This is a genomic window from Thermogladius calderae 1633, assembly GCF_000264495.1.
Classification (GTDB): Archaea; Thermoproteota; Thermoprotei_A; order Sulfolobales; family Desulfurococcaceae; genus Thermogladius; species Thermogladius calderae.
Genome location: NC_017954.1, coordinates 291,548 through 317,768 on the forward strand (window position 1 = coordinate 291,548; position 26,221 = coordinate 317,768).

The 26,221-nt window shown below is 52.3% G+C and carries 30 protein-coding genes and 1 tRNA gene; 23 read left to right on the forward strand and 8 right to left on the reverse strand.

What is annotated here, in order from left to right; translation table 11 throughout:
* Positions 1-36 precede the first annotated feature (36 nt).
* The 3 genes from mtnA to TCELL_RS01580 are packed head-to-tail and all read left to right on the forward strand — an operon-like array spanning position 37 to position 3,345.
* Positions 37-1,101, forward strand: coding sequence for an S-methyl-5-thioribose-1-phosphate isomerase (mtnA, locus tag TCELL_RS01570; protein WP_014736976.1), 1,065 nt, complete (start codon positions 37-39; stop codon positions 1,099-1,101).
* Positions 1,102-1,112: 11 nt separating this feature from the next.
* A complete protein-coding gene (locus tag TCELL_RS01575; RefSeq protein ID WP_014736977.1) occupies positions 1,113-2,990 on the forward strand; it encodes an ATP-binding protein in 1,878 nt (625 codons plus the stop codon).
* Positions 2,991-3,000: 10 nt separating this feature from the next.
* On the forward strand, positions 3,001-3,345 hold the full coding sequence (locus TCELL_RS01580; RefSeq protein ID WP_014736978.1) for a hypothetical protein: 345 nt from the start codon (positions 3,001-3,003) through the stop codon (positions 3,343-3,345).
* Here the strand turns inward: TCELL_RS01580 and TCELL_RS01585 are convergent.
* A complete protein-coding gene (locus tag TCELL_RS01585) occupies positions 3,342-3,719 on the reverse strand; it encodes a hypothetical protein (protein WP_014736979.1) in 378 nt (125 codons plus the stop codon). The two genes, TCELL_RS01580 and TCELL_RS01585, sit on opposite strands and share 4 nt — an antisense overlap.
* 82 nt (positions 3,720-3,801) lie before the next feature.
* On the opposite strand from TCELL_RS01585, the gene TCELL_RS01590 reads away from it, so the two are divergent.
* Positions 3,802-4,566 (forward strand): DNA polymerase sliding clamp, encoded by a 765-nt coding sequence (locus TCELL_RS01590; protein WP_238529028.1) that lies wholly within the window; start codon positions 3,802-3,804, stop codon positions 4,564-4,566.
* Positions 4,567-4,568: 2 nt separating this feature from the next.
* Here TCELL_RS01590 and TCELL_RS07595 read toward each other — a convergent pair whose 3' ends face one another.
* Positions 4,569-4,703: a hypothetical protein gene (locus tag TCELL_RS07595; RefSeq protein WP_014736981.1), complete on the reverse strand. Its 135-nt coding sequence runs from the start codon at positions 4,701-4,703 to the stop codon at positions 4,569-4,571.
* Positions 4,704-4,973: 270 nt separating this feature from the next.
* On the opposite strand from TCELL_RS07595, the gene TCELL_RS01595 reads away from it, so the two are divergent.
* Genes TCELL_RS01595 through TCELL_RS01610 form a run of 4 tightly spaced genes read left to right on the forward strand, consistent with a single transcriptional unit; the run spans position 4,974 to position 7,904 of the window.
* Positions 4,974-5,546, forward strand: a complete 573-nt coding sequence (locus tag TCELL_RS01595; protein ID WP_014736982.1) for a 2-oxoacid:acceptor oxidoreductase family protein — start codon at positions 4,974-4,976, stop codon at positions 5,544-5,546.
* Positions 5,546-5,821 (forward strand): 4Fe-4S binding protein, encoded by a 276-nt coding sequence (locus tag TCELL_RS01600; protein ID WP_014736983.1) that lies wholly within the window; start codon positions 5,546-5,548, stop codon positions 5,819-5,821. Before TCELL_RS01595 ends, TCELL_RS01600 begins: the two co-directional genes overlap by 1 nt.
* Positions 5,822-5,826: 5 nt before the next feature.
* Positions 5,827-7,014: a pyruvate ferredoxin oxidoreductase gene (locus TCELL_RS01605; protein WP_048163543.1), complete on the forward strand. Its 1,188-nt coding sequence runs from the start codon at positions 5,827-5,829 to the stop codon at positions 7,012-7,014.
* Positions 7,011-7,904, forward strand: a complete 894-nt coding sequence (locus tag TCELL_RS01610; protein WP_014736985.1) for a 3-methyl-2-oxobutanoate dehydrogenase subunit beta — start codon at positions 7,011-7,013, stop codon at positions 7,902-7,904. The genes TCELL_RS01605 and TCELL_RS01610 overlap by 4 nt, the downstream gene beginning before the upstream one ends.
* A gap of 13 nt (positions 7,905-7,917) precedes the next feature.
* Here TCELL_RS01610 and TCELL_RS01615 read toward each other — a convergent pair whose 3' ends face one another.
* The gene (locus TCELL_RS01615; protein WP_157864680.1) at positions 7,918-8,097 is read right to left on the reverse strand and encodes a preprotein translocase subunit Sec61beta; all 180 of its coding nucleotides are present in this window, start codon (positions 8,095-8,097) and stop codon (positions 7,918-7,920) included.
* A gap of 63 nt (positions 8,098-8,160) precedes the next feature.
* Here TCELL_RS01615 and TCELL_RS01620 point away from each other — a divergent pair, with 63 nt between their 5' ends.
* Entirely contained in the window at positions 8,161-8,418 is a 258-nt protein-coding gene (locus tag TCELL_RS01620) for a MazG nucleotide pyrophosphohydrolase domain-containing protein (protein ID WP_014736987.1), read from the forward strand.
* Here the strand turns inward: TCELL_RS01620 and TCELL_RS01625 are convergent.
* From TCELL_RS01625 to TCELL_RS01640, 4 genes are all read right to left on the reverse strand, one after another.
* Positions 8,405-9,145 carry a phosphoglycerol geranylgeranyltransferase gene (locus TCELL_RS01625; RefSeq protein ID WP_014736988.1) on the reverse strand — a complete coding sequence of 247 codons (741 nt, stop codon included), beginning with the start codon at positions 9,143-9,145 and terminating at the stop codon, positions 8,405-8,407. The two genes, TCELL_RS01620 and TCELL_RS01625, sit on opposite strands and share 14 nt — an antisense overlap.
* Entirely contained in the window at positions 9,108-9,440 is a 333-nt protein-coding gene (locus TCELL_RS01630; RefSeq protein ID WP_014736989.1) for a hypothetical protein, read from the reverse strand. The genes TCELL_RS01625 and TCELL_RS01630 overlap by 38 nt, the downstream gene beginning before the upstream one ends.
* A 5-nt stretch (positions 9,441-9,445) precedes the next feature.
* Positions 9,446-9,841: a hypothetical protein gene (locus tag TCELL_RS01635; RefSeq protein ID WP_014736990.1), complete on the reverse strand. Its 396-nt coding sequence runs from the start codon at positions 9,839-9,841 to the stop codon at positions 9,446-9,448.
* Between the two features lie 18 nt (positions 9,842-9,859).
* A tRNA-Pro gene (locus tag TCELL_RS01640) sits at positions 9,860-9,934 on the reverse strand.
* Positions 9,935-10,014: 80 nt separating this feature from the next.
* Here TCELL_RS01640 and TCELL_RS01645 point away from each other — a divergent pair.
* Positions 10,015-12,804 carry a DEAD/DEAH box helicase gene (locus TCELL_RS01645; RefSeq protein WP_014736991.1) on the forward strand — a complete coding sequence of 930 codons (2,790 nt, stop codon included), beginning with the start codon at positions 10,015-10,017 and terminating at the stop codon, positions 12,802-12,804.
* Here the strand turns inward: TCELL_RS01645 and TCELL_RS01650 are convergent.
* A complete protein-coding gene (locus TCELL_RS01650) occupies positions 12,788-14,776 on the reverse strand; it encodes a phosphoadenosine phosphosulfate reductase domain-containing protein (RefSeq protein ID WP_014736992.1) in 1,989 nt (662 codons plus the stop codon). The two genes, TCELL_RS01645 and TCELL_RS01650, sit on opposite strands and share 17 nt — an antisense overlap.
* Positions 14,777-14,918: 142 nt before the next feature.
* On the opposite strand from TCELL_RS01650, the gene cedA1 reads away from it, so the two are divergent.
* From cedA1 to TCELL_RS01710, 13 genes are all read left to right on the forward strand, one after another.
* Entirely contained in the window at positions 14,919-15,182 is a 264-nt protein-coding gene (gene cedA1, locus TCELL_RS01655; protein ID WP_014736993.1) for a DNA import protein CedA1, read from the forward strand.
* 8 nt (positions 15,183-15,190) lie between these two features.
* Complete coding sequence (locus tag TCELL_RS01660) at positions 15,191-16,552, forward strand: hypothetical protein (protein ID WP_014736994.1); 1,362 nt, start codon at positions 15,191-15,193, stop codon at positions 16,550-16,552.
* Positions 16,549-16,707, forward strand: a complete 159-nt coding sequence (locus TCELL_RS07470; RefSeq protein ID WP_014736995.1) for a hypothetical protein — start codon at positions 16,549-16,551, stop codon at positions 16,705-16,707. Before TCELL_RS01660 ends, TCELL_RS07470 begins: the two co-directional genes overlap by 4 nt.
* On the forward strand, positions 16,685-18,325 hold the full coding sequence (locus TCELL_RS01665) for an ATP-binding protein (RefSeq protein WP_014736996.1): 1,641 nt from the start codon (positions 16,685-16,687) through the stop codon (positions 18,323-18,325). The genes TCELL_RS07470 and TCELL_RS01665 overlap by 23 nt, the downstream gene beginning before the upstream one ends.
* 197 nt (positions 18,326-18,522) lie before the next feature.
* Positions 18,523-19,347, forward strand: a complete 825-nt coding sequence (locus TCELL_RS01670) for a putative RNA uridine N3 methyltransferase (protein WP_014736998.1) — start codon at positions 18,523-18,525, stop codon at positions 19,345-19,347.
* Positions 19,348-19,438: 91 nt separating this feature from the next.
* Positions 19,439-20,629, forward strand: coding sequence for a 50S ribosomal protein L3 (locus TCELL_RS01675; protein ID WP_014736999.1), 1,191 nt, complete (start codon positions 19,439-19,441; stop codon positions 20,627-20,629).
* A gap of 2 nt (positions 20,630-20,631) precedes the next feature.
* Complete coding sequence (gene rpl4p, locus TCELL_RS01680; protein WP_052307200.1) at positions 20,632-21,450, forward strand: 50S ribosomal protein L4; 819 nt, start codon at positions 20,632-20,634, stop codon at positions 21,448-21,450.
* Positions 21,447-21,719, forward strand: a complete 273-nt coding sequence (locus TCELL_RS01685) for a 50S ribosomal protein L23 (RefSeq protein ID WP_014737001.1) — start codon at positions 21,447-21,449, stop codon at positions 21,717-21,719. Before rpl4p ends, TCELL_RS01685 begins: the two co-directional genes overlap by 4 nt.
* A gap of 10 nt (positions 21,720-21,729) precedes the next feature.
* Positions 21,730-22,446: a 50S ribosomal protein L2 gene (locus TCELL_RS01690; protein ID WP_014737002.1), complete on the forward strand. Its 717-nt coding sequence runs from the start codon at positions 21,730-21,732 to the stop codon at positions 22,444-22,446.
* A 61-nt stretch (positions 22,447-22,507) separates the two neighbouring features.
* Entirely contained in the window at positions 22,508-23,443 is a 936-nt protein-coding gene (locus tag TCELL_RS01695) for an AAA family ATPase (RefSeq protein ID WP_014737003.1), read from the forward strand.
* On the forward strand, positions 23,418-25,259 hold the full coding sequence (locus TCELL_RS01700) for a vWA domain-containing protein (protein WP_014737004.1): 1,842 nt from the start codon (positions 23,418-23,420) through the stop codon (positions 25,257-25,259). Before TCELL_RS01695 ends, TCELL_RS01700 begins: the two co-directional genes overlap by 26 nt.
* A 62-nt stretch (positions 25,260-25,321) precedes the next feature.
* A complete protein-coding gene (locus TCELL_RS01705) occupies positions 25,322-25,738 on the forward strand; it encodes a 30S ribosomal protein S19 (RefSeq protein ID WP_420834837.1) in 417 nt (138 codons plus the stop codon).
* A 9-nt stretch (positions 25,739-25,747) separates the two neighbouring features.
* Positions 25,748-26,221, forward strand: coding sequence for a 50S ribosomal protein L22 (locus tag TCELL_RS01710; RefSeq protein ID WP_048162893.1), 474 nt, complete (start codon positions 25,748-25,750; stop codon positions 26,219-26,221).

Consider the following 26,221-nt stretch of genomic DNA (forward strand, 5'->3'; position numbering starts at 1 on the left):
CTTCTTGAAATCACTTACACTTAACAAGGTGTTATAATGTATACGTACAAGTACCCTCTAACAGTCAAGGCTGTGTGGTGGGACGAGACCAAGCGTGAGGTTTGCTGGATAAACACTCTGAAACTCCCGTTCGAGGAAGAGGTTATATGTAGTAACGACCCCGTAAGAGTGGCCAAGGCTATCGTCGAGATGGAAGTAAGGGGTGCTCCAGCAATAGGCGTCATAGCCGCTCTCGCTGTAGCGGCGTACGCCAATAAGCTGGCCTCGGAAAACAGTCCTAATGTCGTGGAAAAGCTGAACGAGGCCATCGACCTGCTGTGGAGAACTAGGCCGACAGCTTACAACTTGTTCTGGGCTCTCGAGAGGATGAGGAAGAGGCTTGTGGCCTCGGCTGGGTTGAGCCCACGTAGTCTGGCGGGCGACCTCACGGAGGAGGCCTTGAGCATTCTAAACGAGGATATCGAGGCAAACATAAAAATCGGCGAGTACGGGGCGGATCTAGTGCCGGAAGGAGCAACTATACTCACACACTGTAACGCCGGCGCCCTAGCCACGTCGGCTTTCGGGACGGCAGAGGCGATAATGCGCGTTGCGTGGTATAGGGGGAAGAAGATAAAGGTGATAGCGACCGAGACAAGACCTCTACTCCAGGGAGCACGGCTGACCGTCTGGGAACTGGTGAAGGAGGGTATACCCGTTACGCTGATAACAGACAACATGGCCGGCTACGTTATACGAAAAGGGCTGGTAGACCTAGTGATAGTCGGGGCAGACAGGATAACTCGCGAGGGCTACGTGGTGAACAAAATAGGCACCTACATGATTGCTCTCGCCGCGAAGAGGAACAACGTGCCCTTCTACGTCGCCGCCCCGACTAGCACGATAGACTTGAAGTCGGGTATCAGAGATGTAGTGATCGAGGAGAGGAACCCCATGGAAGTGAAAACAGTTATGGGGAGACTCATAACACTCGAGAACGTCAAAGCGTTGAACTACGCCTTCGACGTAACGGACCCCGACCTCGTAACAGCTATTATAACCGAGAAGGGTGTTGTGTACCCGCCTTTCGAAGAGAACCTGAGGAAAACAGTAGAGAGGTAACTCCTAGAGGCATGTTCATAGCTAGACCCCCTAGGGCTTTACTACTACTGGCCACCGAGCTCTCCCTAGTGGCTTTCTACGTATACTACTTTTATAAAACAGGGTTATCGGGAGGGCACCTGGCTCTCCTCCAGGTCGTTACACTGGCCCCCGTTGTAGCCGTAGTTGTTGCTGTTGTATACGGCTTGATCGCCTCGATACTCTACACATCAGTAGTACTCGGCGCCCTCAATAGCGTTTGGCTCTACTTCCTAGTAGTGTACTCTACGAGCAGTGCCGAACACGCGTCATTAGATAACTTGGTGTACCTAGCGACCGGGGCGGGTATCTCCCTGTACTTCGTCTACTATAAGCTGCTACACGTTGACGTCTTGAAGTACCTTCCGGGCTCTCTAAGTGCTATCAGCTACGTTGGAAAGCGTGGTTGGGCTGTCTTCGTAGAACCTCTTCCTATGTACTTCTACTCGTTAGCCGTCTTCAACATAGTGAGCTTCTACGCTTCTGTTATCACAGGCCTCCCCCTGAATGTTCTGCCCATACTACCAGCTAATATCGTCCTAGGAGTTATCACGGCCTGCATCTATAACGCCGTCCACGCGGAAGGTTACGGGGGTGTTCAGCTGGCTAAATCGATGGAGCTAGCCGCTGTGTCGTCCTCGGGGCTATTGGCACCCCCAATTCTGTTAACCGACTTCCTCTACAGCCTCTCGGTTAACGTGGGCTACAGATTTAGGGGTGTGAGCGGACTGGTGAGCGAGAACGGCCTTAACCTAGGGACCGGGCTAGGCGTGGCACGTAGAGGCAGGAGGATATGCCCCGTGGAGCTAAAGGGGTTCGAAGAACCTGCAGAAGACTGGTACTGGGCCTGTTTAGGAGCCCCTCTCAAGCTGGATCCTGGAAAACTCGTTAACTCTCACATGATAGTGGTCGGGTCCTCGGGTATGGGTAAGACCACGTTTGTCAAAGGGTTCATAAAAGATATCGCTAGTCGAGGACACGTAGACGTGCTAATATTCGACCCTCACAACGAGTACGTAGACCTGCTCGAGACCCTGGGAGCTAGAAGTATTAATCCTAGGCAGATGGGGATAAACATCCTCTACCTGGGCCTTAGCCCCCCTAGAGAGAGGGCGCGTAGACTGGCGGACGTAGTTTCCAGCTTCTTTAATTTGGGCCCACTCCAGCGCAGAGCGCTCGAGGAATTGATAGTAAAGGCGTACGAGAGGAAGGGTATAGTTGACGAGGACGAGAGAACTTGGACAAGGGAGCCACCCTCGTTAAGAGACCTAGTCGAGATTTGCGAGTCCGAGTCCTTTGAAAAACCCTCCTGCTCATCTATACTCCCATACGTGAAGACCCTAGAGGAGGCCTTCTCCCGACCACACACAGCACGCGGGGGTTCGTGGACGCTTGAAGGGAGCGCGGTCATAAACTTATCAGATATACCAGACGATTACACTAGGTTCATCTACGTGGACACCATCCTCCAGCTTGTATTGAGCGAGATGTACTCTAGGTCTGTAAAACGAAGGCTAGCCATAGTTCTCGACGAGGCGGCTCTGTTAATGAGGAGCAGGGCCGTCGAAGACGTAATGTCGAGACTGTACATGGAGAGCAGGAAGTTTGGCTTCAGCGTGATATTGGTTGTTCAAAACCCATACTTGCTACCGGAGTCCATAATAGTCAACTCGGGTATAAGAGTGGTGTTTGGTCTCGGCGAGCCGAGGAGTGTTAGTTACGCTGCTAGAATCCTGTCACCTGGTGGGCCGCCAGGTAGGAGTAGGCTAGTCGAGAAGACTCTAGTCAATCTTAAGCCCGGATACTACCTGGTAGGGCTACTAGGGAGTGAAAATATATTCCTTGTATCTAGATATAAACCAACTTGCTGAGGTGTGGCTCATGATCTACGAGGAGGAGAGCGAAGAGCTTACCGAAGCAACGGAGCCGGCTACCGAAGAGTTAGCGGAAGAGGAGGCCGAGGAAGTCGAAGTAACGCCTAGTAAGATAGCAATGCTAGAGCAGTTAGTCGATATCACGCGTAAGTGGGAGCGAGTAATAGCCGGGGAGGAGAGCTTAGAGTCGTTGAAGTCAGTTGCTAGCCTACCGGTGGTTACGAAGACCGTGAGAAAGAAAAAAGCCAAGAAGAAGAAAGCAGCCACGCCCAAGAAAAGCAGAAAAGTGGAGAGCAAGAAGAAAAAGACGAGGACTAAGCGTAAGGGTAAGAAAGGAGAGTCTAGTTCTTAGATGCTCTGTCTTTCTATAGTTACGTCAACGTAGCCTATCTTCCCTAGTGCCTCTTTTATAAGTTCTATCCTGGTCCTCCGATCGAATACTATCTCGACGTATTCGCCCCCGTTCTTAGTCAGCCTCAGCTTCTGAACTACGGTGTACCCTCTCAGAGACTCCGCGGGGTCTTTAGGGGGGAATACGAACTCCTCGAACCTCTTCCTGCTTAACCTGTAGTACTCCTCGAAGTTGCTCACAATTCTAATAGACTCTGATAGGTTCCTCGAAGGGCCCATAGCCTCGGCTAGTGTGCTCAGCAATCGTATAGCGCTCTCCTTGTCTAGAACCACGTGTGGTGACCCCGCGAAGTCGACTACGACTTTGATCTGCATTGTTTACTACCCTTACTAGGCTTGCGGATGCCTGCTTTTAATGCAAGCTTATAACAATACTGGAGTTTATAATTTAGTGAAGGTGCGCTACTTGTTTAGGGCGACATACCCGTCTGGTAGCAAATTCAAGTCTATAGCCTCGGCGATAGTCAAGATCACGGATGAAGCGCCTTTCTACATTAAACCTGAGGCTCTCGAGGTAAAGGTGTTCAGTCCTGACAAAACAGCAATGATCATAGTTAAGATACCGAGCGTGGCTTTCGAGGAGTACAATTTCGAAGTAGAAGACTACTTCGTCGTGTCCTCAACGGATCTTAACAGAGTTCTCAGGAGAGGGAGTAGAACAGATATCTTAGTACTGGAACTCGATAAATCGGTTGGTGTACTGAAGACGATCTTCAGGAACAAAAAGACTGGCGTGGAGAGGACGTTTTTCGTAGAGCTTAAGCAGAGTATACCAGAGGAGGTGCCAGACCTCGACATCGAGTTAGGAGTCACAGTGACAATGTTGGCCAGCGACTTCAAGCTACTCATACGAGACTTGAAAACCGTGGGCGATTACGCCACTTTCCACTTTAGAGAAAACAAGCTCCACGTGTATTCGGGCGAGCAACAAAAGGAGTACAGGGCAATACTCGAGGAAGGCTCCCCCCTCATCTCTGTGGCTTCGACCGTGGAGGAAGCGAAAGCCAGCTACAGCATCGACCTACTGAGGCTAGCTACCAGGGCGGCCTCGGCGTCTAAGAATATCACGTTCTCATTCGACAACGACAAGCCCATGAAGATAGTCTTCGAGCTTGAAGGAGGAGGGTCCATCACATACTGGTTGACCCCCAGAGTCGAGTAGAGCTACTTTCCTTCTTCAAGCTTGGAGAGTAGGTCTAGTAGAGCCTCCTTACCCGCGGTCTTGCGCGAGGGTCTCGTTGCGGGCCTCAGCTCGAAGGCGAACTTCCACACGGGGTTGGGGCAAACAGACCTATTCATGCAGGCAAGGCAACAATGCGGGCAGACATAGTTGCCGGGAAACATTGTGCACTCTCTAGTGGCGTTGTGCTGCCCGCAGAAGTCACACCTTTCCCAGTAAATGGTCAACTAGACCACCACTCGTTCACCTTTACAACTATAGGAACTCAGTGTAATAAAGAGTGGTACCCTTGTAGATAAGCACAAATGCATACGTTTGAAACATAGAACATTATACGCGTATATAAGATTTTTAATGCTGGCGAGACATGGTTCTTCATTGGTGGACTAATGCTTGAAATAGTGTTTATAGGACGAGGGGGGCAAGGAGCTGTAACAGCTGCCAACATTCTCGTCGAGGCCGCTATGATAGAAGGCCTACACGCTCAGGGCTTTCCCTTTTTCGGGGCCGAGAGAAGAGGGGCCCCGGTGGCAGCTTATGCGAGGGTAGATAAGAAGCCGATTTTGAGGCACGGCATGTTCAACACGGCGGACGTCGTGGTGGTACTGGATGGCAAGCTTGTCCAGCAGGACTACGCATCACAGTTCACCCTTAGGGATAAGGGAGTTCTCGTGTTGAACTCCCCGCACACCCAAATACCCAGAGACCTCAAGCTACGCTTCGAAGGAGACTACTCCATATACGTTGTAAACGCTACAGAGATCGCGGTTAAAAACAAGTTAGTTATAGCTGGCTGGCCCGTAGTCAATACGGGTATGTTGGGGGCGCTCTCTAGGGCTATAGGAGTAGTGTCTAAGAACGCGGTGGTGGAGGCTGTGAAGAGGTACTTCGGGGGGAGGGTAGGCGAGGTCAACGCGAAGGCCTCGGAGGATGCTTATGAACAGACTGTTAGGGTGGTCTGATGAAGGTCATAGTTGAGCCTTCGAAGTACAGGTTGCCCATCGCGAGACCTCTTGTCGGGGTAGCGGGGAAGACGGGTACTTGGAGGCTCGAGAGACCAGTAGTAGACAATAACAAGTGCACGAGGTGCTACCTGTGCGAAATACATTGCCCTGTCAACGTTATTAGGGTCGAACCCGACGCTGGAGTCTCGATCGACTACGACTACTGTAAGGGGTGTGGTCTGTGCGCGGATGTCTGTCCTGTTCTCGCGATTAAAATGGTCCCGGAGGAGTGAGGACCGTGGGGTTGAAACTAGTCTTAACAGGCAACTACGCCTTGGCGTACGCGGCCAAAGTTGCTAGAGTAAACGTCGTGGCAGCCTACCCTATCACGCCTCAGACGAGCGTGGTAGAGAAGTTGGCAGAGTTCATAGAGGAGGGCGAGCTAGACGCCGTAATGATAAGGGTCGAGTCGGAGCACTCAGCACTAGCCGCCTGTTTCGGGGCGGCCCTTGCCGGGGCGAGGGTATTTACAGCCACGAGTAGTCAGGGACTCTTGTACATGCACGAGGTGGTCCACTGGGCTTCGAGGGCCCGCGCCCCCATTGTCATGGGTATTGTTACGAGGACACTAGGCCCCCCGTGGAACATTTGGCCCGACCACACGGACTACATGGATCAGAGGGACACAGGCTGGATTATGAGCTTCGCGATGGATAATCAGGAAGCCTTCGACTTAACGTTGCAGGCTTTCAAGGTCAGTGAAGATCCTAGAGTCTACTTGCCGGTCATGGTCGGGATTGAGGGGTTTATACTGGGCCACACCTCCATGCCGGTCGAGATACCGGAGCAAAACTTGGTTGACGAGTGGCTCGGGCCCAGGAGGCAACCGTACGTTGTGGACGGCAGTGAGTACATGGCAATAGGCAACCTCGCCCTGCCGGAGGACACCGAGGAGTTCTTTATGGACATACAGAACGCCATGGAGGAGGCTAGGAAAGTCGTAGTGGAGGTAGAAGAGGAGTATTCTAAGATCACCGGGAGGCCCTTCAAAGGGCCTGTGGAGTGCTTTAAGTGCGAGGACGCCAAGTACGTCGCTATCAGTATGGGAGCCTGGTCAGGGGACTTGATGGAGTCCGTATCACAGTTGCGCGACGAGGGGTACAGCGTCGGTCTGCTGAGGATCAGGTACTACAGGCCCTTCCCTGGCGACTATATATTCGAGAAGGCTAACTCGACGAAAGGCGTCTTGGTGTTCGATAGGGCCATTAGCTTCGGGTCTTACGGCCCGATCTTCCTAGACACTGCTGCCTCATTCTTAAAACACACGAGAAAAACCCCCTACATTAAGAATGTGGTCGCTGGGATCGGCGGTGTCAATATAACGTCGGACGATTTCTCAAGGATATTGAAGAGGTTTGTCCACGAAGTGGAGTCTGACGGCGTAAATGTATTCGAGTGGTACCACAAGGGTAAGGTGGTCAGATGAGCAGGCCACCCTTGCCCTACAAGACCAGAGACGTAGTGTTGCCGGGCGACGCGGCCTGTCCGGGGTGCCCTATACCGATAGCGTGGAAGGTTCTCTCCGCGGTGTTCGGAGATAAGATGATACTCGTTATACCAGCGAGCTGCTCGTCGGTCGTCGTAGGGATGTACCCCGGTAACTCCTTGAGGGCCAGCGTGATACACGTACCATTCGCTTCTGCAGCGGCAGTAGCCTCGGGCGTTTCGGAGGCCCTCAAAAAGCGGGGTGTTACGGACGTCCAGGTCATAGCCTGGGCCGGCGACGGCGGTACAGCTGACATAGGGATGGCATCCTTGAGCGGTGCGGCCGAGCGTAACCACGACTTTATATACATAATGTACGACAACGAGGCTTACATGAACACGGGTATCCAGAGGAGTTCCTCGACGCCTAGAGGGGCGTGGACAACAACTACACCAATAATAGGGAAGAGCGAGGAGAAGAAGGACGTGGCCAAGATCATGATAGCGCACGGCGTGCCATACGTGGCTACAGCTAGCGTAGGCTACGTCCACGACTTCTACAACAAGCTTGTTAGGGCCAGTAAAATCAGGGGCTTCAGGTTCATAAGTCTGCACGCTCCATGCCCGATAGGGTGGAGGTTCGACCCGAGGTATACTGTCAAGATCGCGAGGCTGGCTGTAGAGTCAGGGCTCTGGGTACTCTACGAGTACTACGATGGAAAGATCCACCTTTCGGGCCCGAGCAGACCTTACGTGGACCCGTCGAAGAGGAAGCCTGTCGAGGAGTACTTAAAGTTGCAGGGCAGGTTTAGGAGGATCGACGACGAATTACTAAAGAGTATACAGGAGTACGTGGAGAAGAACTGGGAGTGGGTCAAGAAGCACATGTGAGCCTAGCGCTACGTCAGTACAAGGGGTATACTTTCTGTAACACGATCACCGCTATACTTACGGCTAGAGCTAGTATTATAAGTAGGTGAGGTTTTACCTTGATACCCACATCGGACTCCTCGTAGAACCTGACGAGCCCGGCTGCTGTCAGGGGAGCCGCTACCTCCCTTCTTCTCTTTCTAGCTCTACTCACTCCCTCCACCGCAAGTCTTTATTTGAGCGTGTCTTTATAAGCCTGAAGCTGGGTGCGCTGGTATTGGAGCTGAGAGAAGCGCAAGAGCTGATAAGGAGAGTCTACTACGAGAGAGACCACGCCAGAGGACTCTACGCAACCTTCACGTGGCTCGTCGAAGAGGTTGGGGAGCTTGCGAGGGCGCTTCTCGAGATGAACCCTGAGAACCTGCGCGAGGAGATAGCAGACGTGTTTGCTTGGCTCCTCAGCGTAGCGAACTTGCTAAACATAGACCTGGAAGAGGCGTTCAAGGAGAAATACGTCGAAGCTAGCGGCTCTTGATCCCTCTAATGATTGAGACCGCTTTCTCGTAGTCTTCTTCTACAATATTACCAGTCACTATAATGTCGGCCCCTGCTTTAGCGAGGCTCCTGGCTACCTCAGGTGAGCGCACGCCCCCTCCCACGATCACTGTTAGACTAGTGCTCCTCTTTATCAGGCTTGGGAAGGCTTCCGGGACGTGTCTGCTAGCCCCACTACCAGCCTCGAGATATATGTACTTGAAGCCCATCATCTCGGCTGCGAGTGCGTAGGCCAGCCCGATCTCAGGCTTCTCCGGGGGTATGGGTTGTATTCTACCTACGTGAGCGACAGCGGTCTCGCCGTATAGGACGAGGTAGCCTGTCGGGAGGGCCTCTAGACCGTACTTTCTTACTAAAGGAGCTGCCTGGACCTGCGCTTGCACCAAGTAGTACGGCTCTAGGCTGTTCATTAAGACCATGAACAACACGGCATCGGCCTTAGGCGTGAGACAATTGATATTCCCCGGGAAGATTATCACGGGTAGACCAGTCGCCTTTTTCAAAATACTCGATACGTCCCCCGCCTCCTCTGGCGTAACACCAAGACTACCACCAACCAGGAAGGCGTCAGTACCAGCCTCATGCAGCCTAAGCGCAACCTTCTCGAGCTCGCTGTAGTCTACTTTCTTAGCAGGGTCGATCAAGGTGAAGTGAAGCTTCTCTCCTTTCTCAAGTTTCTCCTTCAGGTAGTTGCTGACCTTCCCCAAGCCCGCTCCCTTCGCCAGGCTTCCTCGTCTCAACTTTGATGCTGCCTTCTAAATATAAGTCCAGGAACTTGGCGTAGACGTCGACGGCCTGGAGTATCTCGGGGACTGGTTGCGGGTACTCTGCGTACAGCCCGCAGGAGCCGCAGGATATTATAGCTCTCTTGAATCCAGGCGTATCGAGTTTCTCGAACTTTATACTGAGGGTCTTGGCTCCGCACCTAGGGCACTGGAATACTGTTGGTATTTTAGGGATCCTTTTAACGACCCTCTTATACTTCTTCCTTCTTTTACCCATTTTCTCTACCTCGTGTACAATTTCTTTCTCAAGGTAGATGTTAAATTCTGTGTAAAAACCTCGTTTAATATCTTAACGTACTCGTCGAACGAGCCGAGGTCCACCACCCTGTAGAGCCCCCTCTTCTCCGACAGCACTTGTTCAACGAGGTGCTTACAGTAACACTTCTCTCTCCTCCCCACTACCCTGATAGTGAAGTCACTACAGCTACAGAAGACTCCTGGGACTATGACGTAGTCACCGCTGGGGCCCATGTAAACCCACGTGTTTAAGTCCGCGCCTTGAACGTTGACTTTGACAAACCTCCTTAGAGCCTGCTCATCGACCACCCCGACTGTTTTAGAGACCTCGAGGACTTTCCTGATAGAATCCCTTGCGGAGCAGTAGCCAGCCGTAGACAAGACATAGCACCATGTAAGTGGGCCCGCGGGGATTTGAACCCCGGGTCACGGGGACCCGAACCCCGCATCCTAACCAGGCTAGACCACGGGCCCTATCTGATAGTCTTAAGTTAAAAGGGTTTAAAGGATTTCCAGATAACTGGTGCCTTTGTACGCTTGTTCCGGGAAACAGCATGAGTTTACCTGAATGTTTAAGACAGTTAGGCTATAGGGAGTTTACGAGTTTACAAAAAGAGTCTTTTAAAAAGATAGTTAGAGAGCGGAGCAACGTAATCGTGGTCGCGCCCACGGGCTCGGGAAAGACGGAGGCTGCGGTAATACCGGTTTTCTACGTCTTGTCGAGGTTGAACGCGAAGCCTATTTCCTGCGTTTACATTACACCCCTCCGAGCGCTGAACAGGGATATAGTGAACAGGATTAGTAGGCTGGCTGGGTGTTTTAATGTCACCGTAGCTCTCAGACACGGCGACACGCCGTACAGCGCGAGAAAGGCTATACAAAAGAGCCCTCCACAAGTGCTCGTTACGACCCCGGAGACGTTCACTTATGTTCTATTGAACGCGGAGTTGTTGAGACAGCTTTCTAACCTAAGGTTCGTGATACTGGACGAGCTACACGAGCTCGTCGAGAGCAAGAGAGGTCTCTTGCTACTGACAACCCTATACTTGGTGGTCAACCACCTGAGGATAAGGCCTGTCGTGATAGGGTTGTCGGCTACGGTAAGCAACGAAAATGCCGTTAGCGAATTGATCTCATCTATTAACAGGCTCCCCACAGAGGTCGTTAAGGACACAGGTGGTAAAGAACTAGAGATCAGCGTCGAGGCCCCGTCTTGCGACGACGAGTGTAGAGAAGCCGTCGGCGGTACCGTGGACGAGCGTGTTGCCGGGAGAGCATACTACATTATCAGGAAGATAAACGAGAGCAGGAGCGTCCTGGTCTTCACGAATACGAGGACGATGGCAGAGTACATGAGTAGCCTGCTGAAAAACCTCAGCGAAAGGCTCGGGCTCGACCTCCAGATAAGCGTACACCACGGGAGCTTGTCGAAGGAACACCGCGAGGAAGTAGAGAGGAGGTTTAGAAGCGGGGAGATCAAGGCTGTAGTAGCGACCTCCAGCCTCGAACTAGGTATCGACATAGGTAGCGTCGACTACGTTATACAGTACTTGTCCCCCAGGCAAGTAACGAGGCTCGTGCAGAGAATTGGGAGGAGCGGGCACAGGCTAGGAGGCGTTTCTAAGGGAAGTATCGTGTCGACCAGCAACCTGCTTCATTACCTAGAGTCAGTCGTGATAGCCAGGAGGGCTTTAGCGGGGGAGCTGGAGAAGGAGACTATACATGACTCTCCTCTAGATGTGTTGTCCTACTCTATCGCCGTGTACACGTTAATCAACCCCCACGGTGTAGACGTCAACAGGCTGTACGCTAGTATAGTTCAAAACGCGCTATACAAAAACCTCTCCTTCCAGGACTTCATGGACGTCGTGTCTTACCTTGATTACAGTAGGATAGTGAAACTGGAGTCAGGCCTTCTGAAGCCTACTCGGAAGACGAGGCTACACGTCTACAAGACTTCTATGATACCCTCGACTAGGGAGATAACAGTTGTAGACGTAGCCAGTAGTAACAGGGTCGGGAGTCTAGACGAAGACTACGTGATTTTAAACGTTCAACAAGGGGACTACCTAGTTCTAGCGGGAAGTGTCTGGAGAGTAGTTTCGTATGCCGAGAGCGAGGGTAGGCTGTACGTTGAGAGAGCAGAAGCTCCGTCCGAAGAGGCCGTCATACCGTCTTGGGAAGGAGAGAACATACCCGTAGAGTACAAGGTGGCCAGGGAAGTAGGTAGCGTGATAAGGAGGCTCAAAGAGGGCCGAATAGAAGGCGCGAGAAGAGAGTACGGGCTTAAGATCGACGTCACTACGAGAGGACTAGATCTCTTCGGGGACGACAAGACCATCGTTGTAGACTACGTCAAACCCCTGAGGGCCATCATCATAAACGTCTTCGGAGGCTCAAAAGTGAACTCGATGCTCAAAGACCTGCTTCACTACTACGTCAAAAGGATCTACCCGTTGGGAAACATCAAGACGTACTCTACACCTTACGCCGTAGTGCTGAGGGCTTCTAACGTGGACCCCGAGCTACTACGCGAAAACGTGGTCAAGTTCTTCAACTCGCTCGACAAATTTGTTGAAGAGAGCTTTCTACAAAACGCTGCACAAGAGAGTAAGACTCTCCTCTGGCGGATATACCAGGTAGCTCAAAGGTTTGGTGCCATATCCCCTGAGGCGGAGAGAGTTAGTAACGCCATGTTACAGGCCTTCGTGGATACTGTAATAGGCAGAGAGGCGTTCAAAGAGGTGCTGACCAGAGACTACGACATTACTTCGGCTAGAGAGCTCGCGAGGCTTGTCGTAACAGGTGTTGTCAAGGTAGTGGATAGAGTTTCAGAAAACCTCAGCGACTTCCACAAGGAGGTACTAGAGTACATAGAGGTTCCACTGGTCAGAGGACTGGTCTTCGACCAGGAGGCGTACCTCGCGAAACTCCTCTCGCGTAAGGTGACATTACTGTGCCTCAGTTGCGGGTACCACGAGTCCGGTAGCGTAGCGGACTTCTTGAAGTGGAGCGGGTTCGGATGCCCGAAGTGTGGGAGAGCCACTCTTACACTCGTCAAGGGGCACAACATATCTAACGAGCTCGAGATTGTTAAGAAACTCAAGAATAAACTGAAACTGACAGACGAAGAAAACAAGATTCTCGACGAGCTGAGCAGGAGAGCTGTCCTGCTCTATAGGTTCAAGAGGGACGCGTTGCTGGCGCTGTCCGCGAGAGGTGTGGGGTCGGCAGAGGCTGTGAAGATACTAAACAACGTTATGAGAGGCAGAGACCTCGTCCAGGAGATCTACGAGAGCGAGAAGAAGTTCCTCATGGTGAAAGAGCTCATAAGGCGGGACTGACCCTGTCGCCCCGTAGCCTGTACATCTTTGTGAACACCTGGATTATATCTGTCCCATGCCTCCTCGAGCTACGCTTAAACGCCTTCGGATTACCTAGAATAAGCGGGATAACCACTTTCTCGACTAGTTGGTCAGCCAGCGGGCACGTGTCAATACACAGCTTGCAGGAGGGACACGGAACAAGCGGTAACGGGCCTTTAGGGGTCATTTTAACCCTGTTAAGTGGGCACCAGAGTACACAACTGGCACATTTAGCACAAGACCTCGTTCGGTAAACCACTTTCAAGACGTCTGCCAGGTCTTCCACGTTCTCGTCTTTGTCGAAGGGCTCTACTCTAAGAGTATTGCGGGCGATCTTAATGCGTGTATTCTTGGCCTCCACGAGTATAGAGTCGCCCTCCCTCCAGACCTTGAACGAGAGCATTCTAATGTTCTCGGCGAATGTTTGTTGCGCCTCGTCTTCCACCACGTCGTCGTTAAACGTTACTTCGAGCGAGTTAGCATCCTTCTTCACGTGTAGGGGTGCGAGTCGAGCCTCGCTATTGAGAAGTCTCAGAGTGTACTCTTTTCTCCAGTCTAGGACGTAGCCAGGTATTTTCCTAGCAACCCTCTTCTTAGCTGCTGCTGGCGTGAGCCACCTCCACAAACCGTACTTGACCCACTCCGGGGGCTGGTTCAGTTTCTCTCTCCAACGCTCTAAGACGTTGAGCCACCTCTCCCACAAGCAGGGGTAGTGAGTCGACACGTCCTTGAACTCGGCTAGGTAACTAGAGGGGCAGAGGTAGCAGCCTAGCCTGTCGAACCCGGTATCGTACAGTCTGTTGTATGGTAGCTTGTTGGCGTAGATGTATAGCCAGACCGAGAGCTGGCTCCAGTCCTGTATGGGCGTGGTAGAGACCACGTGGGGGATCCATTTGTTCCTCCACACCACGGGGCTTTTCGCTCTGTCCAGGGACTCGTACGCCCTCTGCCCCACTATATTGAGCGCTCCACTAGGCCACTTTGCTCTACTAGTCTTTGCTATAGGCACCAGCTTGATTATCTTGCAGCACCACCGGTAGTCTTTCCCAGGCGGTCCAAAGGCCTCAACAGCTGTCCAGAAGAAGTTGCCAGCGGATGCCGTGACCAAGTCGAGGCTGTAAGCTTTAGAAACCTCCTCGACGTTCTTGAGAGTCTCCGGTAGCTCGATACCTGTATCGTTGAACAGCATGTCAACACCTCCAAAGGCCTTGACAGCGAGATGGAGGCTGACGAGGCTGTCTTTACCGCCAGAATAAGAGACTACAGGCTTGTAGTTGTATTTCTCGTGAACCTTTATGAGGTGCCTGATAGCCCTCCCTTCCAGCGTTAGAAGGCCCTCCTTGTTCTTCTTTATCACGTCCTGGAGAGTGCTCGGTCTTCTACTCGTCTCCACAGGTGGCCTATAGTCGTGGAATGTCTTAGTTATAACAAACTTGTCGCCGACGTTCTCGGCTATAGCCCTGATTCTACCCTTGTAGTCAAGTACGACGAGACTTTGCTGGCTTGAAGAGGACGGGCTGATTGCCATACCATTATAGAAGTACTTGGAGTCAACCTTGACGTGGTCGACCAACCCCTTGTCCAGTGCCTCGTAAGCCCCGTGGTAGCTCAGCCTGAACTTCCAAGTGTCAGCAAAAGGGTCGAAGTAGAGCTGGCCCCACACGTTGCCCGAGGACGCCACCTCATACATGAGGTCCCAGTGAGGCACCTTGTTGAACAATACCACTCTATTCTCAAAGAGTTCTCTGAATAGTTTATCGCTACCGAACCCCCTTACGATGCTGTCTCTCAACCTCTGGTAATCCCCCGGTCTAGCTGGTCTCGCGTCGCCTGGCTCGGTGAGCCTCAAAACGTAGTACAAGTCGATCTCGTCCTGTCTAGGCTGTATTACGGGTACGTCGTCATAGGGGTCCCAGTACACCTTTGCGACCTTCGGCCAGGTTCTCGGCATACAGCTCAGTCTCGTAACTGGTGATTAGAGATTTCATAATCATAGACAGTGTTCAGGCATATCCCCTCTAATATAGCCTCGCTGGACAACACTTTCGCCTCAGTCTCATGGTTGTTAGGGCAAGCTTTAGACGGGTTTGGTCATGGGGTTAGTAGAGTTCGTCAGAGACGTTACAGCCCAGGTCGTCGTAGTAGCCTGGGCTCTCTTCTTCTTGTCTTGGGTTGTAGGTTGGGCTCTCAAAGGTCTCCCCATACCGCTCACGAGGGTCAAGAAGATAGGCGAGAGGATACTGGAGGACGGTGTTTGGGCAGCCTTTTGGCTAGCTGTGGGTAGTAGCGTGTTCGCGCTCGTGTCGTACATAGCGTCCTCGGTGTACCAGCCCCTGCCTCCACCGCCCAGCCCGTAGGTGTCTAAATGGACCTACTGTACCTAGCATACTACCTCTCGGTCTTGACGTACTTCATAGGTGCCGCGTTGAAGGGTCTCCCCATACCACTGTCCTCCGTCAAGAAGGTCGGGCAAAGACTCATGGTTGACGGAGTGTTCTCGGCTTTCATGGTCTTTAGCTACAAGGCGCTAGTCTTCAGCATCTCCTACCTCAGCACGGTCATCGGGGCAGACTGGAGGCTGTTGAACGAGTGGTATGTTGCGGAGTCAGCCTCGTTAATGTCCCTCTTCGTGTTACTGAAGACCATAGGCTTCCTGTACAGCAAAGTAGGGCTCGGGTTCTTAGCCTCGGGCCTAATATCCCCCATGGTTAGCCTACTCGTAGACGTCCTCGTCACGATCACCGTCTTCTACCTGGCTGTAAAGGCGATATATCTCACGGCTAAGACGATGATCGCCGTCGGCATTCTGCTATACTCTATACCTTTTAGGCTGACGAGACCGGCAGGAGCCGTACTCATATCCCTCCCGATAGTGTTTACAGTTGGTGCCCCCCTCCTCCCAAACTTCGTTGCGATGTTCTCGACCTTCAACCCGCCAGACAACTTTGTCCAGGCTCAGCCAGCGTACATAAGACTGTTCGACTACCTAAACCAGCCTATCGCTTACTACGTCGTAAACGCGAGCGACGCTAACGGCGACCAGCTCTACATGTACTTGAGCGATTCGAGCGGTCTCGTCAACGCTACTTCCATGGAGAGGTGGATCCCTCCGGGATACCAGAGGCTCGACTTCTTGTTGCCGGGCTCGAAGTATTCTGAAGAGGCCAACGTCACGAGTAGCGGGGGTATAGTGAACCTGACCTTCCGGGTCCCAAACATTATAAAAATAGACATGAACACTCTAGTCTACTATAATAATGATGAAGCGGTCGTCGAGTCTGTTGATAGGGCGGGCAACACCTTCACCGTGTTATTCAACGTGTTGTACAATACGAAGATCTACCTTGTTTACGAGTCGTCTAGTACGCTACATGTGTGGTTCGATAACGCTACTGGCCAGGGCTACACTGTTTCATTTTATTGGTTCAACGTCGGTTTCAAGGCACTAGTGATAAGTCTCAACCCAGGACTACATAATCTCACCATTCAAGTGGTTAACGTAGTGGCGTCGAAGCCTAATGTAAGTGAGGTGTACTACTTCGAGAAAGTCGCTGAGAGCGGTTCAACCCTCTCCTTGGCCATCGGCGCTGTCTCTGTAAAGTTCTTCACTCTCCTAGTCCTACCCGTTGTGTACATATTTGTACTCGTGACAGCCACCCTCGGTTTAGCCAGGATACTCGGTGGGGTTGAGGCCAGGATATCCAGGCTATTGGTGCTAGGGCCTTGAGGAGGCTAGAAGGCGCCCTAGTGATAATGACCCTCCTAGTCCTTCTCATGAGCCTAGTAGAGGAGCCTGTCCTCCCCAGTTTACTGGTCTATCTAGGCGTGGTAATACTCGTAGCCTTGTTGGTGTTTATCTTTGGTAGGTCTGAGAGGAATTAGAGGCCTGTTCAGCAGGCAGTCTAATAACCGGGAGGTACGTGTCGACCCACCAGACGTGTACTTCGTTAGCAGGGACAAGGTCGTCGGGTTCAGGTACCTAGTAGCGGACGAGATGGACTTCGACGTAAGGGGCTTGAGCCCCTCAAGGCTTTACGACAATGTCGAGAGGCTAGCCTCAGTCATCGATAAGCTACCCCACGGTAGCGAAGTAAAGCTGGTAAAGACGCAGCTCGACTTGTCCTCGTATGCTAGAAAAATTGAGAACGAGATGGCTAACTTGAGAGCGTCGTTGGAGTTGACGAGCGAGCCGCACATAAAGGCGAGGCTTGAGACCAGGTTGGAGACTCTCAGCGAGCTCTACAGGCTGATCGTGGAGGGTAGACCTCTTCTAAGGCTGTCTCTCGTAGTGAAGATACGCGTGGAGGTGAAGTCCATCGAGGAGGCTAGGCAAATACTATCCTACCACTCCTCCATGGTATCGAACATTCTCCGCTCTAGCCTGGGCCTGAAAGTCAGGGAGGCTAAGAGAGAGATCGAGAAGATACTAGCTTACGAGACCGGGTCGACGAGTGAGCTGAGTATACGAACGTTTGTTGGGCCTATGAGCGCAGTGGCCCCTATACTCCCTATACCGGCTGTCAAGAGGCCCAAGTTAGACTACGACAACGCCGTGGTTCTTGGAGTAGAAATCGAGGAGAACACCCCGGTGCTCGTGCCTACCGACTTGCTTACTAAACACATGCTAGTTATCGGTCCCACGGGCCGAGGTAAGACGACACTCTTGGCCAACCTGCTCCAGGTATTCGCCTCCCTGGGAACCGGTATCTTCCTTGGAGTGGACTTCAAGGGAGATCTGGCCTCGTACTTAGAGGGGGGAATCGCTAAGGTAGTCGAGCCCAGGGAGTACCCCCTCTCTATTAGGAGCCTAGCTAGTGGGGGTCTAGAGGTCAAGAGCCTTATAACCGATATCTTGTCCTCGTCGCTACAAGTACCGAGGGACAGTCTCGTCGAGTCGGTGGAGTACGTCTACTCTCTCTTGACAGACGACCGTTTAGAGGGCGGTATCAGGGCGGACGTACTGCCGCTAATCGAGTTACTTAGGGGCGAGGCGTCCAGCAGTAATCTACGCGAGTTGATCCTGGGAGACAATGTCCTCGTAAATCTGGGTGGTTATGGCTACGCGTACCAGACAGCTTACGGTCTCTCACTCTTGTACCTGGCCAAGGACGCGCTCTTTAAGAGAACCACAAGCGAGCTGAGACTGCTCGTCGTCGACGAGGCGTGGAGGGTAAGCAGGTCCAGACTCGTAGTAGAGCTGTTCAAAGAGGGGAGGAGTAGAAGTGTTGGCGTAGTTCTATCCACTCAGAACCCCGGGGACATCCCCAGGGAGGTCTTCGAGAACGCTCACCTAATAGTAGTCTTTGGGTCACCTAACGAGAAGTACGCTCGAACCGTCGCGGAACTCCTCGGGCTAGAGTACGACGCCCTGTCTAAGAAGCTTGGTCGGCTCGGTGTCGGCGAAGCGGTGCTTCTAAATACCTTAGACCCTCACCCGGTAGTATTTAAGGTCAGAAACCCGGTGCAGAAAAACAGTAGTGATGAGCGGCGAGCATCCTGAGTAGTGATGTGTGCGGTCGTATCTGACGGTAAAAGGGTTTAATAGGCGACTCTGCGTGTCTCTCTAGCTTGGGTGATACAGGTGGGAGGTAAGCAGAGGACTACCATATTTATGACTAAAGAGAGGAAGTCGTCGAGCGAGAAGAAGCCCAAGCCCGAGGAGAAACCTGAGAAGGGTAAAGAGAAGGGTAAGTAGGTTTGGGGAATGCTGTTCACGTCGTTCTTCCCTCGAGTGTTTTAACAGTAGAACCCCCTGGGCTGTCTAGGCTTCTCAAAGCCTACCAGATACTGAGGTACACCTCGATATTCGGTGTGGAGAAGGCGGTTTTCTTCAAAGACTTCTCGACCAGCGAAAGAGACCACGGGACTGCGAGGGCCTTTATAGAGAAGGTCTGGAACTACTATAAGACACCCCCTTATCTGAGAAGGAAACTGATCCCGATCGACAGGGATCTGAGAGGCGTGGGGATATTACCGCCTCTTAGGTTGGAGTCCTTTCACGTGTCCAAGAGACCGTATACAGGGCAGGTGAGACCCGCGCTAGTCAAGCGTTCAGCGGATGGCTGTTTTGCCGACATAGGAGTCGGAGAGGACTTCGCCGTCGAAGGAGAGTGTAGAGAGGGAGTTCGGCAGGTGAGAGTAGTAGACCCAGTTAAAAAGGTAGTGGAGTTGACGGAGACAAAACTCTACACGGGTCCAGAGACCGCTTTTAAAAACTCACTGAGGGAAGTATTAGAGGAGTACGCTGGAAAGAGCTTTCTACTCGCTACCGACAGGAGAGGACGGGTACCGTCCCTAGTAACCGATGCTAAGAGAATGTCGGGTAAAAAAGTCGTAGTCCTACTCGGGTCTCCGAGCCACGACCTCTTCGAAATGTCTGTGGCCGAAGGCTTCAACCTGAGGATGTTCGTCGACGACGTGTGGAACACGATACCTGGCCAGAAAGTTGTTACCGTGAGAACAGAGGAGGCTCTAATCATAACCCTTGGAATAGTCAATATGCTATTGGCCTCGACCACGTGACGCCCAGATGGTGGTCCTGACCTAGCTCGCTAGGAGGTCATCTTTAAAACCTTGTCTAAGTGTTTACATTGAGTAGCCTGGGGTATGCTTAATGGGTCATAGAAAACTAGAAGCGCCGAGACACGGGAGCCTAGGTGTAAGGCCGAGGAAGAGGGCTAGCGAGCTATCAGTACGTGTAAGGACTTGGCCCGCCAAGACGTGGATCGAGCTACTCGAGGAAAGATACGGGAGCGAAGTCGAGAAACTCAATGTCGTTAAAAGACCCACGCTACTAGCGTTCCCTGTATACAAGGCCGGTATGACCCATGCTATGGTCGTAGAGGACAGGCCCCACACGCCTTTAACAGGTAAACCCGTCTTTACACCTGTCACAGCATTAGACGCCCCGCCTATAGTGGTTTTAGGTCTGAGGACATACGTCTCCGAGAACGGCTCTTTGAAGACCTACGGAGAGGCGTGGAGAAGCCCTGTTAACGCTGTTGCCGAAGTCTTCGAGAAGTTTTACAAGGACAACCCGTTCTTCAAGGACGCGGCAACCAAGGACATTGTGAGAAAGTACCTCTCTGGTTTAAGGAAGGTCAACCACGGCCTAGTCAAACCGGACCCGAGCGGTGAGTACGGGTTTAAGTTTATTGAGACGGACTACGAGAGCAGGTTGAAGCAGATCTTGACGGGTGACGTGAAGGCCGTCAGCCTGATCGTCTCGACTATACCGGTTCTCTCGGGAATCGGCAAGAAGAAGCCCGAGATCTTCGAGATCAGAGTAGGGGGTGGGAAGATCGACGAGATAACCTCGTACGCCGAAAAGGTAACCGGAGGGTACGTGAGCGTCACAGACGTCTTCATCGAGGGCCAGCTCGTCGACGTTATAGGCGTAACTAAGGGGAAGGGCTTCCAGGGCGTTATAAAGAGGTTTGGTGTAAAGGAGCTACCCAGGTGGCACAAACACAGGAAGGGTAGTAGAAAGATCGGTGCCAGGAGCCCGGGCTTCGGCACGATGAGCGAGCCGCCTCAAGCAGGCCAAACGGGGTTCCACAGGAGGACGGAGTTGAATAAGCGGATACTCAAGATCGGCGCGAGCGGTCTCGAGGTAGTGCCGAAGGGCGGGTTCCTACACTACGGCCTGATCTACGGCCCATACATATTAATCGATGGTAGCGTCATAGGGACTGTTAAGAGAGCCCTGTTGCTGAGACACCCCGTTAGGCCGCCTGCTGGCTGGATACCTTTAACACCCCCGCAAATAACATACCTGAGCCTTGAAAGCAAGCAGGGTGTGTAGCGGTGACCTGGCAACTACTAGTCAGAGTTTCCTCGTCGGAGAGAAAAAAGGTGGGTGTGCTAGACGAGAACGCTAACAAAGTAGGCGAGATAGAGCTACCTCCAGTATTCAACGTCCCTGTTAGAGCAGACCTGGTCAGGAGAGCATTCCTAGCGGCCTTCACAGCGAGACTCCAACCCAAGGGTAGGGATCCTCTAGCAGGCAAGAGAACTACTGCCTACAGCTGGGGTGTAGGGTACGGTATAGCGAGGGTTCCTAGAAACCCTAACGGGAGAGCGAGGTTTGTTGTTAGCGCTAGAGGTGGGCGCGCAGCATTCCCGCCGACCCCTGATAGGGTGCTGAGAGAGGAGATCAACAAGAAGGAGAAGGCCCTCGCTCTCGCAAGCGCTTTGGCAGCGACAAGCGATGTCGGGCTGGTCAGGAGAAGAGGGCACATATTCGGTGTGAACCAGCTACCAGTCGTTTTAGCCGATAGTGTCGAAGACTCTGTCGACTCGACTCAAAAAGCTAGAGAGTTGTTGGTCAAGCTTGGTCTATGGAGCGACGTGGAGAGGAGCCGGGACGGAACCGGGATAAGGGCTGGTAAAGGGAAGATGAGGGGCAGAAGGTATGTGGAGCCCAAGAGCATCCTATTCGTTGTGTCCAGTACTGAGAAGCTGTTTGCTAAGGCTGTAAGGAACTTGCCGGGAGTCGACGTAGCTACGCCCAAAGACCTAAGCGTCCTTCACCTCGCCCCGGGTGGCGTACCAGGAAGGCTCACCGTCTTCACGAAGAGCGCTCTTGAGGAGATAGGAAGGCGGTTCGAGGTGATATCCCTGTGAGCGAGCAGGACAGGTTGGCTAAAGTCATCATCAGGCCCGTCCACAGCGAGAAGGCCTTGACACTCATAGACAAGAACAATACACTAGTATTCATAGTCGACAGAACCGCTAATAAGACTCTCATAAAAGAGGCCGTTGAAAAGCTCTTCAACGTTAAAGTAGTTAGGGTTAATACGGTGATCACGCCTAGAGGTGAAAAGAAGGCTTACGTCAAGCTGGCCAGCGAGTACAAGGCTAGCGATGTAGCCACCCAATTAGGCTTACTGTGAGGTGGGTTGTATGGGTAAGAGGATTCTCACCCAGAGAATGGGTAGGGGCTCACCTACATTCAGGAGTCCGGGACACTTACATATCGCCCCTGCTAAGTATCCCCAACTACCCGTAGACAAGACCTTTAAAGGGAAAGTCGTAGACCTAGTTCACGACCCTGGCAGGTGGGTGCCACTCGCTAGAGTAGTACTAGAGACGGGTGAAGAGTTCTATATTCCAGCAGTAGAGGGGATGTACGTAGGACAGGTGATCGAGGTAGGTCCTGAGGCCAAGATCGAGAACGGTAACATCCTACCAGTAGGTAAGATACCCGAGGGTACTCAAGTCGCCAACATAGAGAAAAACCCTGGTGATGGAGGGAGGTATGCTAGGGCTGGCGGGACGTATGCTGTGGTTGTGGGGAGGTCGGGGAACAGGACGCAGATACAGTTGCCTAGCGGGCGTGTAGTCGAGGTATCTAACGAGGCTAGGGCCACTATAGGCGTGATAGCTGGAGGAGGTAGGGTCGAGAAGCCGCTCTTGAAGGCTGGTGCTTCCTACTACAAGTGGAAGGCAAAGGCCCACAAGTGGCCTAGAGTACGCGGTCTCGCGATGAACCCCGTCTCGCACCCACATGGAGGCGGTAGGCACGTAGGTAGGCCTACTACGGTCGCTAGGAACACCCCGCCCGGTAGGAAGGTCGGTCACATAGCGGCGAGAAGGACTGGGAGAAGAAAGGGTAAATAACCTTTTTACACAATGCTGTTCTGGAAAAAGAGCTCACACCTGCTCATAGGTCTCGGTCGAGATGGCAATTAACGGCGATAAAGCCACTGACCCGATAGTAAGTAAAGTCCGTGAGATCTACTCCCAGACTATCCGGAAGTACCCGGTGATAAGAAACCCGCCCGATATTATCAGGTATCTTAGGGAGCACTTCAAGCTCATAGTTAAACCGTATATAGTGTATATCACAGTGGCGGCGTTCTTAAACAACAGACCTGTCCTGTTCGAGGGGCCGCCTGGTACCGGGAAAACAGAAATAGGAGAGGCGATTTTAAGCCTCTGGAGCGGCAAGTCGGCGTTCATCCTGCCCTGTAGCGAAAACTACGACGAGTACCGTGTCATAGGGGACTTTCACCCCGCGATGGCGATGAGCAAGGGCTTCAACGAGGAGAGCTTTATACCGAGACCCCTACTAGCAGCCATGATACTTGGCACAGGGGTCTTAATAGACGACATAAGGAGGAGTAGCGAAGAGTTCCAGAACCTCTTGCTGGATATAATAGATAAGAGGAGGATCATAATCCCGGAGCTGAAGCGGGTGTACTACCAGAAGGATGACGGCTTTCAGATCATTCTCACGAGCAACCCCTACGACATAGCACAGGGTGAGCTGAGCGACGCTTTTCTGAGGCGGGTTGTCAGGGTGGAGTTCAAGTACCCGACCCTCGAGGAGGAGTTCGAGGTGATAAAGTTGAGGCTAGGAGACCTGGTTAATAGACTAGAGCCCAGGCTGATCGAGGAGGCTCTTCAAATAGTCAGGACCCTTCGCCAGAAAGCCGTGTACAAGCCGGGTATTTCAGATAGCGTCATGTGGCTTACGCTAGCCTCCCTACTCGCAGAGGCGCGGGGGCTAGACAAGGCTGGCAGAAACGAGTTAGCAGATGCAGGTAGGGCAGTACTGCTCAAGAACGTCGAGGACGAGGCGTTGTTGAATGAGCTACTACCAACACGTGAGTGACGGGTTCAACAGCCTAGTAAACAAGGTCCTCGACGAACTATACGAGAAGGTGAAGAGTGCGGAGAGAATCCCAACGGGACAGCTCGAGGACTTAGCGAGGATAAGGTTGACGCTCGAGCTCTTAAACTACGAGAAGGGCGCGGTAAAGAGCGAGGTAATAGAGGAGTTCTACAAGTCCAACCTTGCGGAGCAAGAGCTAGCAGGCTATGGGGGCTGGCTCTATATACCGGGTAAAGAGAGTATTCACAGAGTCCTGTCCAACAAGGGTAGGAGGCTGAGGCTAGGCGATGTCATCAGGGAGGGCACAGCAGAGGAGGTTCTTAACTACGTGTGGTTCAGGGCGAACAAAGTCCTTTACAGAGACAAGAGCGGTAAGCTCGTCATGGACAGGAATGGAGCCTATAGGGCCTTTGCGGAGGAGAGACCAATAACGGCTAGGGACGTACTTAAGTACCTGAAAGAAGTTCCAAGTAGGTACTGGGCCAGTGTGATAACGAGCGACCTACTCACGTCGTTGGACTATGACGAGATCGAAGAGCTTGTAAGATATTATTACGGTCACAATAAGACTGTGGACAAGAGAGTCCTAGACTTTGTGTTAACAAAAGCTAGTGGGACCGGTGGTAAGGACGATAAGCTAGGCGTTGTACTGCGTCTGTCAAAAAAGCTGGGTAAGCAGGCGTCTAACAAGATGAGGACGCTGGTAGACGAGCTAGTGTCTACAACCGACTTGAAAGACATAGAGAAACAACCCCTCGCAGAGAGGTGGAGCATCGTGTCTAGCCTCTACAGGGATAGCAGGCTCAGGAGCAGAATGTCTACGCTCTCACCACTATCTCTAGCCGGTTTGACGAGCGTAGAGAAACTAGACGACATCACAAGAAACAAGGCCCTGCTCGGCAAGGCTCTTAGACACTACTTAAACTACGTAGTGACCAGTGACCAGGCCGAGAGACAAGCCGCCTTGTACTACGCAGGAAAAATAGAGCCCTCTGCCCTTGAGCCACAATACAGAGCGATTCTAGAGAGGATACTGAGCGACGACCAGAGGCTTCTACTTCACCTGGTCTCGAAACTCTATCCAGACGACACCTTGGAGCTGATTTCAATGAAATTGTCGGACGTTTCCTCAACGAGAGGCCTCGACTACGCTGTACTAGAAAGGGCAATAAAACTGGGTTGCCGGGTCTTCGAGAGGGCGCGGCGCGGTTTACCGATCGGGGGCAGAAAAGTCAGGTCCGCCAAGGGGAGGCTCGATGTCAGGTCAACAGTATTCAACTACACTAGGTTTAACTACAAAATGGTATTCGAGGATTCGCCTAGGAAGAAGAGCATTACGGCCGTTGTAGACGTCAGTGGTAGTATGCTTAGGTACAGTATGTGGACGCTGGTAGCGCTGGCTAGCGTAATAGAGCTTGTAGACAAGATAGTCTTGTTCTGGGATAGAACCGAGGTCGTGAAACCTCCTGTGAAGAAGACAAGGCCCCTCATCTACAGGTTCCTTGAGAGAGTCTACACGCAGAGGTTCAAGGGGTATACGAATATCAGCCAGGCTATTAGAGTGGCGGTAAGTAGACACCCCGGGAGGGTGGTAGTTCTCGTGTCCGATCTTCAGCAGACCGTAAGAGACGTAGATCCCTGGCTGGAAGTGCGGAACCTGGTCGATAGAGGCATTAGAGTAGTCGTGGTCGCGCCGCCGAGGCACAATAGAGATGTCTTGAGGAGGCTCGAGAGTATAGGTTGCGAGACGGTAATCGTTAAAAATCCCAGCAAGATACCCATTTACCTTAAAAAGAGGTTAAACATTAAAATCTAGACGCAGGCATATCAGGATCGAGTGCTTACAGGTGTGTTAGTGTGTCTTTGGACTTGAAGGAGATGCCGCCCGAGTGGAAGAAGTTCAGGTACAGGGGGAAGACCCTCGAGGAGCTACTGTCAATGCCGATGGACGAGCTGATCGAGCTGTTGCCAGCCAGGGCTAGGAGGAGCCTGAAGAGAGGGTTCACGAAGGCCCAGATCAGATTGCTCGCGAAGATAAGGAAGATCAGACAGAACCCCGATCTCGCGAAGAAAGCCGTTATAAAAACCCACGTGAGGGACATGGTCGTGTTACCCGAGATGGTGGGATTGACGATAGCCGTTTACAACGGAAAAGAGTTCGTCCCAGTGAAGGTGACCCCCGAGATGATAGGACACTACCTTGGCGAGTTCAGCCCGACGACCAAGAAGGTCGTCCACGGAGAGCCGGGTCTTAAGGCGACCCGGAGCAGTATGTTCGTAGCCCTGAAGACGTAGGGTGGTCCTATGCCGACTTGGCACTACTCATTACAGTTGAGAGACGAGTCGAAAATCGCAAAGGCTGTTAGGTACGATATACCAGTCTCTATAAAGTACATGAGAGAAGTTGTTTCAGTCCTCAGAGGGATGAAACTAAAGGACGCCAAGACACTTCTGGAAAACGTCGTCAAACTAAAAGAGCCGATCCCGTTCAGGAGGTACCACGGCAAAGTCAGCCATAAGAGAGGGCTGGCCGACAAGTACGGTTGGCCTGCCGGCAGGTACCCGGTTAAGGCGGCGAAGTTCCTCCTCGAACTCCTCGAGAACGTGGAGGCAAATGCCGAAAACAAGGGGTTAGACAAGGACAAGCTGGTAATAATACACATAGCAGCACACAAAGGGATCACGCTTAAGAGGTACATGCCCAGGGCTTTTGGTAGGGCAACTCCCAAGTTCCGTAGAACAACTAATGTGGAGGTCATAGTTAGAGAGGCGAGCTGA